We start from the raw sequence: 16,654 nt of genomic DNA, 5'->3' as shown, positions 1-16,654 counted from the left end.
GTTTCTGCCCGATGAAAGCAGCGCGCCAGTACCCCCGCCCGGAAAGCATCAGGGCGCGTTTTTCTGGTCAGTGAGGAAGCGATTGCTCCAGCCATTGCGCCAACGGGCTGTCGGCAGGCCAGTTGCGCACAAAACGCGCTCTGTCCTTGGCCCACCCCTTGCGCCAGCTTGCTTCATTTGCATGGCTCTGCATGGCGTCCAGATCAATCAACCACACCTGCCCTTCCTGCCATAGCAAGTTGCTCGCCTTGAAATCGCCATGACTGATCCAGGCATCATTCAATTGATTGAAGATACGCAAGATGGCGTCGGCGGTGGCTTGATCAGGTAACGCTTCGCCTGTTTGTCCCAACCGCTCGAACAGACTCTCGCCAGGACAGTAATCAGTGACCAGCCAGGCTTCGCGGCGCAGTGGTCCGATTCGCCGCTCGATCATGGCCAGCGGCTGCGGCGTGGCAATGCCGAGAAAGCTCAACCGCCAGGCGGCCAACCAGGAATGCCAGGCGCGGCTGGGGCGCCAGAACCGGGTGAGCCAATGCCCAATCCCTTTGATGTTGTAGCGTTTGATAACCAGCTCGCGGCCGGCCACGTTGGCCCGCGTGACCGTACTGCTGCCACCATCCTTGAGCAATGGGACGCTGCCGAACAGGCTGTCGGGGTCGGCCAACACAGATGCCAGCGCGTCCTGCTCCGAGCGCAGCACAGCGCAGAAACGGTCGCCCGATTTGGTTACCGCAAACTGGCTGCAGTCACGCAGCGTTTTGCCCAGGAAGTCATCCAGCCGCCGCTGTCGCTGCGCCTTGATCTCCGCCGTCAGGGCCCTGGATTGCAAACCGGTAATGGCGTTGCAATCCAGGTAGACACGCAACAATGCCTCCAGTTGGGATTCCCATTGCGGCATCAACTGTGCGAAGAACAGGCTGAGGTTGCTCCGCACCGCCGCCAGCGGCAGCGGCTTGCCCGAATGCTGCGCTTCGATCGCATCGCCATCGATGACATACAGCTGCTGTCCATCCTGCAAGAAGTTGCCCAAATGCAGGTCGGCTTGCAAGAGCCCCTTGGCATGCATGACCGCGATTATCTGCAGCGCGCCTTGTAGAACAGCGAAAGCCTGCGGATTGTGTGGCGACTGATCCGTCAGTTGCTCCCAACATTGTTGAAGACTTTGCGCATCCGCCAGGTACTCTGTCAGCAGATAATATCCGCCGCCAGGCAAGTCACCACTATCCAACAGAGCCGGGGTGCTTATCCCCGCCTGTTGCAGCGCCTGAATTCCCACGCTTTCACGCTGCCAGTGCCGCTCGGCGCCGGTGGCGATGAACAGCTTGGCCAATACCTTTTTCCCATCCCATTCACCGTACCCCACGAGACGCTTCCCCGGCAGGACACGCAACCAGCGATGGACCTGCAGCGACTTGCCGCCGGCAAGCGCCAGCGTGATATCGGTTGGGGGTGTACGCCCGGCGTCGCGGAGTCTGGCCGTGGTAGAACTCATTTGCGCCTCTTGCTCTTCTTGGCAGTACGACGCGTTACACGGCGGGCCCAATAACGGACTTCCGCATCGACCCGCGATTTGCCGAGGTAGGTCAGCAGAAAGTGCAGGCGCTGAGTGCGGCTGGGTGCCCGGCTGCGACGGTTCAGCGCATCCAGATCACGCATGTTTCCCCAAGGAGAAAACAGATGCGCACGGGACTTTTCCAGGTCGATGAAGCGGGCACCAACTCCGTCTTCAGTGGGCCGCAGGAACAGGTGCTTGGGGTAGAGGCAGTTATGTACGACACCTTGCTCACGCAGCGTCGCCACCAATGATGCTGCCGCGGTAATCAGGTCACGCTGCAATCGGAAGCTCAATTGATCCCAGCGGGAGAACCAGTCATCCAACGGCAGATAACCTTTTACCTCCCGGGTCAACAAGATGGCCTGCAGCTCACCCTCCACCTCCCGCTGCCCATAGAAAGCCGCTTCCAATGCGGGTATGCCACGCTCGGCAAACCGGCCGATGTTGTAGAATTCGCGACTCGCCGTGGGCTCCCCGAACGGCCTGCGCAGGTTGCGGATCCGATAGTTGCTCTGACGCTTGAGGTAGAAGACCTGCGGCCGGCCATTGGCGTCCTCCAGCGTCAGGCGGCTGACACTGCTGATGCCTCCCCGGTCACGGTTGGGCTCGTCCACCAACTCCGCTGCAACGTGCCACAGGTCATTGAAGTTATCCAGCTGATGACGCCGCAAGGTAGCGCACGCACTCACCGCAATGAAAGGCGATGTGTTCATTCTCGTCCCTCGAAATACCGCTCAACTTTTCTGATGCGCGCACGATCGCTACGCTTGAGCTGCTGCTGACCGCAGTACACCAGATAGAAACGCAGCCTTTGCGTCCGACTCAAATGGTATTTGCCAAGCTTGTCCAGGCACGCCAAATCCTTGATCTTGCGTCGTTCGAGGAACGGGCCCCACCAGAAGGTCCCGCCAGGGCAATCGATCATATGGATATTACCCAGCGGCAGATCGTCTACCAGAATGTTTCGCCATTTGAGATCGTTGTGCGCAAAACGGTGCTCATGCATTATCCGCGTGGCATGGGCAATCTGCGGCAAGACATGCCCCAGCCAGCGCGGGTCCCGCAGCCGCGGGTCATTATCGCGCGCCAGATGCGCCATATCCTGCGTGCCCGGCAACTCCTCGGTAATCAGCGCCCCACGCTGAAAGAAACCGTAGCGCCGCTCCATGCCATAGCCCACCACCGTGGCGACAGGTATCCCCCAGGCGCGGAAATACAGCAGGTTGCGCCACTCCGCCATGACCCGTGGGCGCCCGATGAAGCGCCGCAAATGCTTGCCGGCACCATGGTAGCGTTTGACGTAATAGAAGCGCGCGCCCACCTGCACCCGTAGGACTTCACTCAGCGGGTCAGTGGCGATCAGCTCGCCCTGCAATGCGAACACCGCATCCAGCGTGGCGAAAGCCGTCCCGGTCGGCCCAACGGCATATTCCGGGTTAAGGTTCCAACGACTCATTTTCCACCGCCATCCTTGACATATTTGCGCTCGAACCGGGTCTGCAACCGCGCAGCCTTGCGCTCCAGCATGCTCAGCAGCACCGCCTCGTCGGCCAGAATCTGGCGCAGCGGGCGCTGGAAATAGGTGCGCAGAAAACGCAACTTGTCGCGCTCGGTCAGGCCGATATTCAGCGCAGAGAAATACAGCCCGCTCAGATCCTTGTCACGCCAGCGGCGCGGCACCTCAGCCCGCACCTGGGCCCGGTGCAGATCGATCAGGGACAAGCGCAAATTTTCCGGGGTCGGCGGCGCATCGGTGTGCAGCAGGAAGTGGCAGATATAGCAGTCACGATGATTGACGCCGGCGCGGTGCATCCGTCCGGTCATCTCCGCCACCCGGTGAATCAATGCATGCTTCAGTGCTGCCGGCGGTGGGTCACTTGGCCAATGGAGGGTGAAATCCTCCAGACTGATGGTCGGTGCCAATTCTTCGGTGATGATGAAGGAATGCCGAGTAGCGGGATTGGCACCGCGCTCGCCGAAGGCCACCGCGGTCATGGTCGGCACGCCGGCCTGGGTCAGCGCGTCGATTGCCTCCCATTCCTGATCGGCACCCAGCACCGGTTTCTTCAGCGTGGACCAGTTCTTGAATATTTCCCGCCAACCAACGCCCCGGTGAATCTTGACGAAGTAGCCCCGCCCATCGACCTCGGTACGCAGGGTACGGCGCGCTTCCAGTTCGCGGAAGACCTCGCCCTGCAGGTTTTCCACCTCGGCGAAGGCATCGCGGCCGGCCCAGAGTGCCTTGAAAGGTTCTTTCAACACCAGTGTCACGCCAGCTCTCCCAGAATCACATCGGCTGCCCGCTCCGGCATGCTGTACAGGTCGGCATGCTCGGCATATTCCAGTGCATTCTGCTGCCATTCCTGCCGCGTTTCCGGATCATCAAGAATGCGCGCCAGCCAGCTGTTCAATGTGCTCTGCTCGAAGGGCTCGGGCACCACCAGGCCGCAATCGGCCTCCTCGATGTAGTGCGCATAACCACATACCGCCGTGGTCAGGACCGGCAGCCCGGCGACCAGCGCCTCGAGCAGCACGGTGCCGGTATTTTCGTTGTAGGCCGGGTGAATCAGCAAATCGGCTCCCAGCAGAAAACGCGGCACATCATCCCGCCCCTGGAGGATCTGCACCTGCTCGGCTATGCCCAGCGCGCGAACCTGCCGCAGAAACGGCGCCTGATCATCGGCACCGATGACGATCAGGCGCGTGCGCTTGCGCAGCTCGTCTGGCAAGGCCGCCACGGCCTCGAGTGTCCGATCCAGGCCCTTGGTCTTGAAGCCCGAGCCGATCTGCACCAGCAACAGGTCATCTGCTCCCAGATTGAACTCCTGGCGAAAAGCGGCGCGGATCTCCGCCGCATTGTCAGGTGCGCGGCGGTCAGAGGAGATCCCCGGTGGCAGCAGATGGAAACGCTCTGGCGGGGTACGGTAATGCTGCATGAACAGCGGCAACTGCACCTCGGATATCATCAGAATCTCGGTGCGCCCCTGCGGAGCAAACACGGCACGCTCATAGGCAGAAAAATGTCGATAGCGCGGGCCGAACTGGTAGAACCAGCTGCGCTGGCTCTGCGCCTTGTCTTCATAACAACCGTCAGCGGCATAATAGACATCCAGACCGGGCATCTTGTTGAAACCGATCACCCGATCCACCGGCTCACGGCTGAGGTCGACCTGGACCTGGCTGAGGAACTTCTCGTTGCGGCGGTGGCTGGTCAGCGCGCTAGCCTTGATCAGGCGGATATCAAAGCCGGCCGGCCGCCCCCCCTCCCAGTCCATGGTATAGACACGGATCGCATGACCACGCTGCTGGCACACCCGAGCGATCCGCAGGAAGTCCCGCTGCAAACCACCGAAGGGGAAGTATTTGTAAAGCAGAAATGCCAGTTGCATCGGGGCTCTCGTTGTCTGGAATGCCAAGGTGTTCATCTGCTTGGCGAGGGCGACGGCTGTATATGCGCAAAAGCACAAAGTTCAAATGAATCGGCGAGTTTAGCATAGCTGGCTTGGACGCTGGGGCAGCGGGCGAACTCAAGCTGCCGCGGATTACGGCTCCTGGGACCGTCGAGGACCAGCCCGATGACGGGTGTAGTTGGCGGCTCCGCTGGTCGAGCTAATGCTCGACCCTCCCAGGCGCTGGTTCGCTGCGATAGATACTGGATTGGGTGCTGCACCGCCGCTGAGGGGAAGTCGACCGACCGGGTCGCCATAGACCTGCCAAAAACTGCGACGGCCTAACGCTCGGCCAGCCACAATCCTTCCAGTTGAGTCATAACCCGCTCGGGCGACAATCGGGTAAAGCACAGCGGCAATTCCCGGCGCAGGTCAAACTCGCGGGCGTCTTGGGGGGTGGGCTCGTACTTGCACTTCTTGCTCATGCAGGGCGCGCAGGGGAAGTCGCTGGCGAGATGGCTCTGGACCGCGCCGTAGGCGCCGGTGAAGCCGGGGTTGGTCGGGCCGAACAGGGAGATCGTGGGTACATCCAGTGCTGCGGCCAGATGGCCGAGCCCGGTATCCACCGCCACGCAGCCGCGGGCACCGGCAAGGATATTGGCCATACCCGCCAGCGGCAACCGGGGCAGCACCTGAACGCCTGGGAGGCCAGCGGCGATGCGCTCGGCACGAGCCTTTTCGGCGTCATTGCCCCAGGGCAACTTGACCTGCATGCCCCGCTCCACCGCCAGCTCCGCCAGCTGCTTCCAGTACAGCTCGGGCCAGTGTTTGGTGACCCAGGTAGTACCATGCAGAAAGACCACATAGTCTTCACCGGAATATTCGCCGGCCAGGTAGGAGCGGTTCAACCCGTACTGTCCGGTGCTATCCGGCACCTGATAACCCAGCGCCTGGGCAAATAGCTGACGCACCCGCTCAACGGCATGCTGGCCCCAAGCTACATTGACGGCCTGATCATACAGCCGACTGGCCAGTGGTTCGCGGGCCGATTCAGAATCCAGCCCAGCCACCTGCGCCTTGATACCTACCGTCAACAGCGCACTTTTCAGCAGTCCCTGGGCATCGATGACCAGATCATAGTGGCGGCTTTTCAGGCGTCGCCGGAAACGCTGCCATTCACCGGTGCGCAAGGTTTTCAGCGGGCTCTTGCGCCAGCGGCGGATGGCCACCGGAATCACCTCGGCCACCGCGGGGTGCCATAGCGGAATTTCGGCGAAGCTCTCTTCCACCACCCAATCGAAACTGATGCCCGGCAACGCGGCCTGAGCATCGGTCAGCGCCGGCAGGGTATGAATCACATCTCCCATGGAGGAGGTCTTGATCAGCAATACGCGCATATCGGTCACAGTTGCGGGTCAGGCAGAGGATCACCGACCAGGCGATCCAGCGCATCGATCACCCGCTGCGGCTCAAGGTCCCGCAGGCAGTTGTAATGACCGAAGCGACAGGTACGGTCAAAACACGGGCTGCAGTCCAACCCCAGCCGCACCACTTCAACCTGTTCGGCCAGCGGCGGGGTAAAGTCCGGCGAGGTGGATCCGTACACGGACACCAGCGGCCGGTTCAGCGCCGCCGCTACATGCATCAGGCCGGAATCGTTGCTGACCACCGCGGTGGCGCAAGACATGAGATCGATTGCCTCGGCCAGACTGGTTTCCCCGGCCAGGTTGCTGGACTCTTCACGCAGCCCGGGAATCAGCCGACCACGGATCTGCTCGCCCACCGGATGATCGTTCTTCGAGCCAAACAGCCAAACCTGCCAACCCTGACGGACCTTGCGGTCCGCCACGGCAGCATAGTGCTCGGCCGGCCAACGCTTGGCCTCGCCGAACTCGGCACCGGGACAGAGCGCCAGCACCGGCCGGTCCAGTTCCAGGCCGAAGCGCGCCAGCGCCGCCTCCCGGCTGGCCGGGTCGATCTGCAGTGTTGGCCGTGGATAGGGTCGCGTGAGTTGATGATCAGGCTCCCAGGCCAGCGCCATGAAGCGCTCGATCATCAGCGGATAGGCTTCCTTGTCGAGTATCCGCAGGTCATTCAACAGACCGTAACGCATCTCGCCGCGCCAACCGGTGCGCTTGGGGATGCCGGCAAAGAACGGCACCAGCGCCGATTTCAGGGAATTGGGCAGCAAAATGGCCTGGTCGTATTGGCCAGCGAGGCTCTTGCCGATACGTCGGCGGCTGGCGATATCCAATACGCCGTGGCCCAGCGGGAAGCTCAGGGCCTGGTTGACCTCGGGCATGCGCTCGAGAATCGGCCGGCTCCACTCAGGCGCCAGCACATCAATGAGGCAGTCGGGGCCGTGACGCAGCTTCAGGCAGGCAAACAGCGTTTGCGCCATCACCATGTCACCAACCCAACTGGGACCAACTATCAGAATTCTCATAAGCTTGAAGCTCAAAGCATGAGGCTGAAAGCGGAAGGTCGCAACACCAGTGACATCCCGCTTCAGCCTGCCGCTTTCAGCTTACTTCACCAGCGTCAGCCATTCGTGGCGCGCCGGAATCCGGCCATTGACCAGGTCGAAGTAGGCCTTCTGCAGTTTCTCGGTGACCGGGCCGCGACGGCCGATACCAATCTGGCGGTTATCCACTTCGCGGATCGGGGTGACTTCGGCGGCGGTGCCGGTGAAGAAGGCCTCGTCGGCGATGTAGACCTCGTCCCGGGTGATGCGCTTCTCGATCACCTTGATACCCATTTCTTCGGCCAGACTCAACACGGTGCCGCGGGTAATGCCGTTCAGGCAGGCGGTGACTTCCGGGGTGTAGATCACACCGTCCTTGACGATGAAGACGTTCTCACCCGAACCTTCAGCCACGTAGCCTTCGGGGTCCAGCAACAGGGCCTCGTCAGCGCCAGCGGAAACGGCTTCCTGCAGGGCCAGCATGGAGTTCATGTAGGCACCGCTGGACTTGGCGCGAGTCATGGTGATGTTGACGTGATGACGGGTAAAGGAGCTGGTGCGGATGCGGATGCCCTGCTCCAGCGCCTCGTCACCCATGTAGGCTCCCCAGTACCAGGCAGCGATGACCACATGCACCTTGAGGTTGTCGGCGCGGATGCCCATGCCTTCGGAACCGTAGAACACCAGCGGGCGAATGTAGGCGGTATCCAGGTTGTTCTCACGCACCGCAGCGCGGCACGCTTCGTTGATCTGTTCCTTGGTGAAGGGGATCTTCATGCCCATGATGTGGGCAGAGTCGAACAGGCGGTCGGTGTGCGCCTGCAGACGGAAAATCGCAGTGCCCTGATCGGTGTTGTAGGCACGCACACCCTCGAATACGCCCATGCCGTAGTGCAGCGAGTGGGTCAGGACGTGGACGTTGGCGTCGCGCCACGGAACCATTTGACCATCAAACCAGATAACACCATCACGATCAGCCATCGACATAACAGCCAGCTCCATTCATATATCTATCTAGGGTTCAGGATTGCGCATCCGCATCTGGCGGAGCTTTCCTATCGTTTTCTGGCCTGGTCATGCCCGCCGCATTGTTCGAATGTAATGTCATTCAGGCATCCGCAGCCTCTGGCAGCCATTGTCGCCAGAGTCGGATGATGTCATGTCGGTAGTCATGAAACTGGTCGCCAGGTGTTTTCCCCGGCTGCTTCTGCAAAGCCAGGCGATGGGCTGCTGCGCGGTAGGCCTTGTAAGCCTCCTGCAATCGCTGAACGTCCTCACCGGCGATCAATCCGGCGTCACGCAGCCCGTCCAATATTCTGATGTTATCCGTGAAACGCAGTAACTCGGGGTACCGGCACGACCAGGCCAGAACCGCATATTGCACCATAAATTCGATATCAACGATACCTCCAGCGTCCTGCTTCAGATCAAACAGCGTCTCGGCGCTGAAAGCCGCGGGGGCGAAACCACCATGGGTGGCCTGCGTGGCGAGGTTGTCGCGCATCTTCTGACGCATGCTCAGCACGTCTTGGCGCAGCTTTGCTTCTTCTCGCTCCTGGCCCAGCACGTCAGCGCGCAGGCGAACGAACTTTTCACCCAGCCGCGGGCAGCCAGCCAGCGGTCGGGCGCGTACCAAAGCCTGATGTTCCCAGGTCCAGGCTTGCTCACGCTGATAACGGGCAAAGGCATCCAGCGAGGTGACCAAGAGCCCGGCATCACCCGAGGGACGCAACCGCATATCCACATCATAGAGCGCGCCGGAGGTGGTCTGGGCAGTGAGTATATGGATGATGCGCTGGCCCAGGCGGGTATAGAAACGGCCACCATCCAGGGGGCGCGCGCCATCGGTTTCCGCATCGGTATCGCCGTCGTGGATGAATACCAGATCGAGGTCGGACCCGTGGGATAGCTCAATCCCCCCCACCTTGCCGTAACCGACAATAGTGAAATCCAGTTCGCAGGGGCTGCCATCATGCCGCCGCGGCACGCCATGACGCCGAACCATATCGCTCCAGGCCAGCTCCAGCACCTGCTGCAAAATGGCCTCGGCAGTCCAGGTCAGGTAGTCACTGACCTTCATCAGCGGCAGACTCCCGGCGATCTCAGAGGCCACCACCCGCAGTACATGGGCACGTTTGAAGTAGCGCAGCACTTCCATCTGCTGTTCCAGGTCGTCCTCGGGAATGCGCACCAGTTCCTGACGCAGCTCGTCCACCAGCTCCGCGATTTCCGGCGGACGATACAAACGCCCTGAGTTCAACAGCTCATCCAGCACCACTGGATAGCGGGTAATCTGCTCGGCGATCAGCGGGCTGGCAGAGCAAAGCACCAGCAATTCGTGCAGCGCGCCGGGGTTTTCCGTGAGCAGCAGCAAATAGGCCGAGCGCCGCGCCACCGCCTCGACCAATGGCATGACTCGTTCCAGCGCCAGGTCCGGGTCTTCCTGCTCGCAGGCCATCCCCAACAACCGCGGCATGAAGATATCGAGCCGCTCACGACTCATGCGCTGCATGGCTCGCACCCGCGCCGAGCCCATCAGATTGCGCAACAGCTCCCAGGCACGCACGGGATCCTGGAAACCACCTTCGGCCAGTTGCTGCTGAGCCTGCTCCGCTTCGGGCAGGTCGTTCCACAGCAGCATCCATTCCTCATAATCGAGCTGCGGCTGATCTTCATCCTCGTCCGGATCGGCGATCACCCCGGCAAAATGCTGCGCCACCTTGCTGCGCTGCAGATCCAGCTGGGTGCGATAGTCTGCCCAGGAATCGAACCCCATTACCCACGCCACCCGGGCCTGCCCCAGCGCATCAATGGGCAGCATCTGGGTCTGGCGGTCGTCGATGGCCTGCAGCGCATGTTCGGTATCACGCAGGAACAGATAGGCGCCCTTCAGCTCATCCACCGCGGCGTCGGGCAGATAGACATTGGTGGCCAGCACATCAAGCACCGGCAGGATTGGCCGTTGCTGCAGGCTGCGGTCGCGGCCCCCGTGGATCAGCTGAAATGCCTGGCCGATAAATTCCACCTCGCGGATACCGCCGGCGCCCAGCTTGACGTTGTCTTCCAGGCCCTTGCGCTGCACTTCGCGCTGGATCATCTGTTTGAGGTTGCGCAGCGCCTCGATGGCAGCGAAATCCAGATAACGCCGATAAACAAAGGGTTTGAGCATGGACAGCAGCTCGGCGCCGGCCTGCTGATCGCCCGCCACCACCCGCGCCTTGATCATGGCGTAACGCTCCCAGTCACGACCCTGGCTCTGGTAATACTGTTCCAGGGCGTTAAAGCTGAACACCAGCGCGCCGCTGTCACCATAGGGGCGCAGCCGCATGTCCACACGGAACACGAAGCCGTCGACCGTCACCTCATCCAGCAGCTTGATCAGGCGTTGTCCGACCCGGGTGAAGAACTCCTGATTGGACAGGCTGCGCCGACCGCCCTGGGTTTCACCGGAACTGGGGTAGGCGAAGATCAGATCGATATCCGAGGACAGATTCAGTTCATGGGCCCCCAGCTTGCCCATGCCCAGCACGACCAGATGCTGCGGTTCGCCAGCGTGATCGCAAGGTGTTCCCAGGCTCTCGCCCATGTGCCGATACAGCCAGCGGTACCCCTGCTCCAGACAAACATCAGCCATGTCGGACAGATCCTGAGTGGTCTCCATGGTTGCCGCATGGCGCAGCACGTCACGCCAGATAATGCGTACCTGGTGCTGCTGACGAAAACGTCGCAGCAGCCGGGCCAGTTCATCCTCGGTAGTCGCCGGCGCCAGCGCTTCCGCCAGTAGCTCGGCCATCTCGCCCGGTGCCAGCGAACGCCAGAGCCGCTCACCTTCGACCAGACGCCAGGCCATGTGCGGATCGCGGCGCAGCTGCTCGGCAACGAAGTCGCTGCCCACCAATACCTGCTGCAGTTCGGACATGAAGGTGTCACCGAGTTGCGGCAGGCTGGAGGCCAACCCGGCTTGCTGGACGGCGAGCCGCCACTGTGCCAGATGATGATCCACCAGCCGCTGCAGGCTGGCAGGCAAGGTGAGCGGCAATGAAAGAGACATGGTCTATCCTGAATACATCCGAAGGATGCAGATTGCCACGCCCGGGGCGCATGGAAAAGAGCACAGCGAAAAAACCCGGGCCACCGATGTAGTTTCACTACAGAATCTCATGTGACCGGATGGTTTTCTTATTCGTTTTGTAGTAAAACTACACGCACCCTTGACCATTGCATTTCCGAGTCCTTCACCCCACTCCGACATGCAATCGTTTTTCCACCACGGGACCCACAAGGTCTGGAGAACAATATGAAGCACGATGATATCGATCCACTCGAAACCCAGGAATGGCTCGATGCCCTGGAATCCGTTCTCGATGCCGAGGGCGAGGATCGGGCGGAATATCTGATCAAACGCATGGGCGAATTGGCCAGCCGCACCGGCACCCGCCTGCCCTATGCGATCACTACCCCTTATCGCAACACCATTCCGGTGACCCACGAAGCGGTCATGCCCGGCGACCTGTTCATGGAGCGCCGTATCCGCTCCATGGTGCGCTGGAACGCATTGGCCATGGTGATGCGCGCCAACCTGCAGGATCCGGACCTGGGTGGCCACATCTCCACCTTTGCCTCCAGCGCCACCCTGTATGACATCGGCTTCAACTACTTCTTCAAGGCCCCCACCGAGGAACACGGCGGTGATCTGGTGTTCTACCAGGGTCACGCCTCACCGGGTATCTATGCCCGCGCGTTCCTGGAAGGCCGCATCAGCGAAGAGCAGATGACCAACTACCGCCAGGAAGTCGACGGCAACGGCCTGTCTTCCTATCCGCACCCCTGGCTGATGCCCGATTTCTGGCAGTTCCCCACCGTCTCCATGGGTCTGGGCCCGATCCAGGCGATCTACCAGGCACGCTTCATGAAGTACCTGGAAAGCCGCGGCTTCATTGAGCCCGGCAAGCAGAAGGTCTGGTGCTTCCTGGGTGACGGCGAGTGTGACGAGCCCGAGTCCCTGGGCGCTATTTCCCTGGCCGGTCGCGAGAAGCTCGACAACCTGATCTTCGTCATCAACTGCAACCTCCAGCGCCTCGACGGCCCGGTGCGCGGTAATGGCAAGATCATTCAGGAGCTGGAAGGCAACTTCCGTGGCGCCGACTGGAACGTGATCAAGGTCATCTGGGGCCGCCTGTGGGATCCGCTGCTGGCCCGCGATCATGACGGTCTGCTGCAGCAGCGCATGGAAGAAGTCGTTGACGGCGACTACCAGAACTACAAGGCCAACGATGGCGCCTATGTACGCGAACACTTCTTCGGCGCCCGTCCGGAATTGAAGAAGATGGTCGAAGACATGTCCGATGAGGAAGTCTGGAAGCTCAACCGTGGCGGCCACGATCCGTACAAGGTATACGCGGCCTATCACGCGGCGACCAACCACAAAGGCCAGCCCAGCGTTATTCTGGCCAAGACCATCAAGGGCTATGGTACCGGCGCCAGCCAGGGCCAGAACATCGCGCATAACACCAAGAAGGTCGACACCGAGAGCCTGAAGACCTTCCGCGACCGCTTCGGTATTCCGCTCAACGACAGTGAGCTGGAAAAGCTGCCCTTCTACCGTCCGGAAGAAGGCTCGCCCGAGTACAAGTACCTGCACTCTCGCCGCGAAGCTCTGGGCGGTTACACGCCGCAGCGCCGCGTCAGCAGCACGCCGATCCCGGTTCCGCCGCTGGAAACGCTCAAGTCGATTCTCGATGGCACCGGCGAGCGCGAAATTTCCACGACCATGGCCTTCGTGCGCATCCTTGCGCAAATGCTGAAGGACAAGGAACTAGGTCAGCGCATCGTGCCGATCGTCCCTGACGAAGCCCGTACCTTCGGTATGGAAGGCATGTTCCGCCAGTTGGGCATCTACTCCTCCGTCGGCCAGCTGTATGAGCCGGTGGACAAGGATCAGGTGATGTTCTATCGCGAGGACAAGAAAGGCCAGATCCTCAACGAAGGCATCAACGAGGCCGGCGCCATGTCCAGCTGGATCGCCGCTGCCACGGCCTACAGCACCTACAACCAGCCGATGCTGCCGTTCTACATCTTCTATTCGATGTTCGGCTTCCAGCGTATCGGTGATCTGGCCTGGGCCGCTGGTGACAGCCGCGCCAAGGGCTTCCTGATCGGCGGCACCGCTGGTCGCACCACCCTGAACGGCGAAGGTCTGCAGCACGAAGATGGTCACAGCCATATCCTGGCATCGACCATCCCCAACTGCCGCACCTATGACCCCACCTACGGCTACGAGCTGGCGGTGATCATCCGCGAAGGCTCACGCCGGATGATGGAAGAGCAGGAAAACATCTTCTATTACCTGACCGTGATGAACGAAGCCTACGCCCAGCCGGCCATGCCCGAAGGCGTGGAAGAAGGCATCATCCGCGGCATGTATCTGCTCGATGAGGCCAAGGAGAAAGGCAAGCAGCATGTCCAGCTGATGGGCAGCGGTACCATTCTGCGCGAAGTCCGCGAAGCCGCGGAAATTCTGCAGAAGAATTACGGTATCAGCGCCGATATCTGGAGCGTCACCAGCTTCAACGAACTGCGTCGCGACGGCCTGGACGTGGAGCGCTGGAACCGCCTGCACCCGACCGACACACCGCGCCTGACCTACGTCGAGCAGAACCTGGCCGAGCGCAGCGGGCCGGTCATCGCCGCTACCGACTACATGAAGCTGTATGCCGAGCAGATCCGCCAGTGGATACCGGGCAATTTCAAGGCGCTGGGTACTGATGGCTTCGGCCGCAGTGATAGCCGCCGCAAGCTGCGCGACTTCTTCGAAGTCGACCGTCGCTGGATCGTCTACACCACCCTGTCGGCGCTGGTCGAGAACGGCGAGCTGCAGCCCGAGGTACTGATCGAGGCCCAGGCCACCTTCGGTCTGGACCCGAACAAAACCAACCCGCTGAACTGCTGAGGAGACGGCCATGAGTGAAGTGATCAAGGTACCCGACATCGGCGGCGAAGGCGAAGTCATTGAGATCCTGGTTCAGGTCGGCGATCGCGTCGAAGTGGAACAGAGTCTGGTAACACTGGAATCGGACAAGGCCAGCATGGAGCTGCCGAGCCCCAAGGCTGGCGTCATCAAGGCCATCAAGGTGAAGCTGGGCGACAGCCTGTCCGAAGGTGACGAGCTGATCGAGCTGGACATCGAGGGCGGCGAGCAGCCGGCCGACGAGAAGCCCGAGGAAGCAGCCAAAGCCGAGCAGCCGGCCAAGCAGGAAGCAGCAGCTCCTGCCCCGGCGGAAAAACCCGCGCCGAAGAAAGCCGGCAGCAGCGTTCAGTCGTTCACCATCCCCGATATAGGTGATGGCACCGCGCGCGTTATCGAGCTGATGGTGCAGGTAGGTGACAAGGTCGAGGCCGAGCAGAGCCTGCTGACCCTGGAATCCGACAAGGCCAGCATGGAGATCCCGGCACCGGCCAGCGGCGTCATCGAGTCCATCGAGGTCAAGATGGACCAGGAAGTGAAAACCGGCGACCTGATGATGCATATCCGCGTTGAAGGCGAAGGCGAAGCTGAAGAAGAAGCAGCGCAGGAGCCGGCCAAGCAGGAAACGGCAGCCCCTGCCCCAGCGCAGAAGCCAGCACCGAAGAAAGCCGAAAGCAGCGTGCAATCGTTCAATATCCCCGATATTGGCGATGGCAGTGCACGGGTCATCGAGCTGATGGTGCAGGTCGGCGACAAGGTCGAGGCTGAACAGAGCCTGCTGACCCTGGAATCCGACAAGGCCAGCATGGAGATTCCGGCACCAGCCGCCGGTGTGATCGAAGCCATCGAGGTAAAACTCGAGCAGGAAGTGAAAGCCGGCGATCTGATGCTGCGCATGCGCGTGGAAGGCGAGGCTGAAGAAGCCGAGCAGGCACCCGCCGCCGAGCAAACCAGGGAAGAAGTCGCAGCAGCACCAGCCAAGGAAGAACGCGCTCCAGCTCCGGCCGCCAAGCAAGCCGCACCGGCCCCGGTCGGCGCGCCCAGCCGTGGCAACAAGAAGGTCCATGCCGGCCCGGCCGTACGCAAGCTGGCCAGGGAATTTGGTGTAGAGCTGACCGAAGTATCGGGTAGCGGCCCGCGCAATCGCATCCTCAAGGAGGATGTGCAGAGCTTCGTCCAGAGCGTCATGCGCAAGAGCAAGGAAACCGGCGGCGCAGCCGCAACCGGTGGTGCCGGCATCCCGCAGGTACCGGAAGTCGACTTCAGCCGCTTCGGTGAAGTGGAACTGAAGGACATGACCCGTCTGCAGCAGATCGGTGCCAGCAACCTGCATCGCAGCTGGCTGAACGTACCCCATGTCACCCAGTTCGACCTGGCCGATATCAGCGAACTGGAAGACTTCCGCAAGGCCCAGAAAGCTGTGGCGGAAAAGGCCGGCGTCAAGCTGACCGTACTGCCGTTCCTGCTCAAGGCCTGTGCTCATCTGCTGCGCGAACAGCCGAACTTCAACGTCTCGCTGGCGCCCAACGGCAAGCAACTGATCCAGAAGAACTACGTGCACATCGGCTTTGCCGTGGACACACCGGACGGTCTGCTGGTTGCGGTGATCCGCGATGTAGACAAGAAGAGCCTGCTGGAGCTGGCTGCCGAAGCGGCGGAACTCGCCGACAAGGCCCGCAACAAGAAGCTCAGCGCCAACGACATGCAAGGCGCCTGCTTCACCATCTCCAGCCTGGGGCACATCGGGGGTACCTACTTCACCCCGATCGTCAACACCCCGGAAGTGGCGATCCTCGGTGTGAGCCGGGCGACCATGCAGCCGGTATGGGATGGTAAAGCCTTCCAGCCCAAGCTGATGCTGCCGCTGTCCCTGTCCTACGACCACCGCGCCATCAACGGCGCCGCCGCAGCCCTGTTCACCAAGCGTCTGGGTGAACTGCTGGGTGATATCCGGTCGATGTTGCTGTAAGAAAAAGCGGTCGGTAGCGCAGGCTACCGACCGCTTTTAAAAAGGTACGAGCTGGTACTCGACCCTCCCAGGGGTGCCAATCCGTCCGTACACACCAACCTCAACGAGATCCCCTCCCGGGATTGTCGAGCACCAGCTCGACAGCGTTTCCATCAAGCAACGCGATGCCGCTGGTAAAAAGGTACGAGCTGGTGCTCGAACCTCTCAGGAATGCCAATCCGTCCGCACTCACCAACCTCAACGAGATCCCCTCCCGGGATTGTCGAGCACCAGCTCGACAGCTTTTCTCCCCCGTAAAATGTATGCCCGT

11 protein-coding genes are annotated in these 16,654 nt (G+C 61.2%); 2 read left to right on the top strand and 9 right to left on the bottom strand.

The window, feature by feature from the left end; genetic code table 11:
* Window positions 1–67: 67 nt before the first annotated feature.
* From QAO71_RS04685 to glnE, 9 genes are all read right to left on the bottom strand, one after another.
* Window positions 68–1,495 (bottom strand): lipopolysaccharide kinase InaA family protein, encoded by a 1,428-nt coding sequence (locus QAO71_RS04685; RefSeq protein ID WP_280165388.1) that lies wholly within the window; start codon window positions 1,493–1,495, stop codon window positions 68–70.
* A complete protein-coding gene (locus QAO71_RS04680; protein WP_280165387.1) occupies window positions 1,492–2,271 on the bottom strand; it encodes a lipopolysaccharide kinase InaA family protein in 780 nt (259 codons plus the stop codon). The genes QAO71_RS04685 and QAO71_RS04680 overlap by 4 nt, the downstream gene beginning before the upstream one ends.
* On the bottom strand, window positions 2,268–3,014 hold the full coding sequence (locus tag QAO71_RS04675; protein WP_136869238.1) for a lipopolysaccharide kinase InaA family protein: 747 nt from the start codon (window positions 3,012–3,014) through the stop codon (window positions 2,268–2,270). Before QAO71_RS04675 ends, QAO71_RS04680 begins: the two co-directional genes overlap by 4 nt.
* Window positions 3,011–3,829 carry a lipopolysaccharide core heptose(I) kinase RfaP gene (rfaP, locus tag QAO71_RS04670; RefSeq protein ID WP_280165386.1) on the bottom strand — a complete coding sequence of 273 codons (819 nt, stop codon included), beginning with the start codon at window positions 3,827–3,829 and terminating at the stop codon, window positions 3,011–3,013. Before rfaP ends, QAO71_RS04675 begins: the two co-directional genes overlap by 4 nt.
* A complete protein-coding gene (locus tag QAO71_RS04665; protein ID WP_280165385.1) occupies window positions 3,826–4,947 on the bottom strand; it encodes a glycosyltransferase family 4 protein in 1,122 nt (373 codons plus the stop codon). The genes rfaP and QAO71_RS04665 overlap by 4 nt, the downstream gene beginning before the upstream one ends.
* A 341-nt stretch (window positions 4,948–5,288) precedes the next feature.
* A complete protein-coding gene (waaC, locus tag QAO71_RS04660; RefSeq protein ID WP_136869235.1) occupies window positions 5,289–6,344 on the bottom strand; it encodes a lipopolysaccharide heptosyltransferase I in 1,056 nt (351 codons plus the stop codon).
* Window positions 6,345–6,349: 5 nt separating this feature from the next.
* Window positions 6,350–7,393 (bottom strand): lipopolysaccharide heptosyltransferase II, encoded by a 1,044-nt coding sequence (waaF, locus tag QAO71_RS04655; RefSeq protein WP_036990717.1) that lies wholly within the window; start codon window positions 7,391–7,393, stop codon window positions 6,350–6,352.
* A gap of 81 nt (window positions 7,394–7,474) precedes the next feature.
* Window positions 7,475–8,398 carry a branched-chain amino acid transaminase gene (locus QAO71_RS04650; protein ID WP_036991180.1) on the bottom strand — a complete coding sequence of 308 codons (924 nt, stop codon included), beginning with the start codon at window positions 8,396–8,398 and terminating at the stop codon, window positions 7,475–7,477.
* A gap of 121 nt (window positions 8,399–8,519) precedes the next feature.
* On the bottom strand, window positions 8,520–11,462 hold the full coding sequence (gene glnE / locus QAO71_RS04645) for a bifunctional [glutamate--ammonia ligase]-adenylyl-L-tyrosine phosphorylase/[glutamate--ammonia-ligase] adenylyltransferase (RefSeq protein WP_280165384.1): 2,943 nt from the start codon (window positions 11,460–11,462) through the stop codon (window positions 8,520–8,522).
* 246 nt (window positions 11,463–11,708) lie between these two features.
* On the opposite strand from glnE, the gene aceE reads away from it, so the two are divergent.
* Together aceE and aceF are read left to right on the top strand one after the other, a co-directional pair.
* On the top strand, window positions 11,709–14,360 hold the full coding sequence (gene aceE, locus QAO71_RS04640; RefSeq protein WP_036990721.1) for a pyruvate dehydrogenase (acetyl-transferring), homodimeric type: 2,652 nt from the start codon (window positions 11,709–11,711) through the stop codon (window positions 14,358–14,360).
* Window positions 14,361–14,370: 10 nt separating this feature from the next.
* A complete protein-coding gene (gene aceF, locus QAO71_RS04635) occupies window positions 14,371–16,344 on the top strand; it encodes a dihydrolipoyllysine-residue acetyltransferase (RefSeq protein WP_280165383.1) in 1,974 nt (657 codons plus the stop codon).
* The last annotated feature ends 310 nt before the right edge of the window (window positions 16,345–16,654 follow it).

It is taken from the genome of Halopseudomonas sp. SMJS2, from assembly GCF_029866945.1.
Taxonomy (GTDB): domain Bacteria; phylum Pseudomonadota; class Gammaproteobacteria; order Pseudomonadales; family Pseudomonadaceae; genus Halopseudomonas; species Halopseudomonas bauzanensis.
Note: the sequence above shows the minus strand (reverse complement) of the source record. Positions and strands in the feature narration are given on the sequence as shown.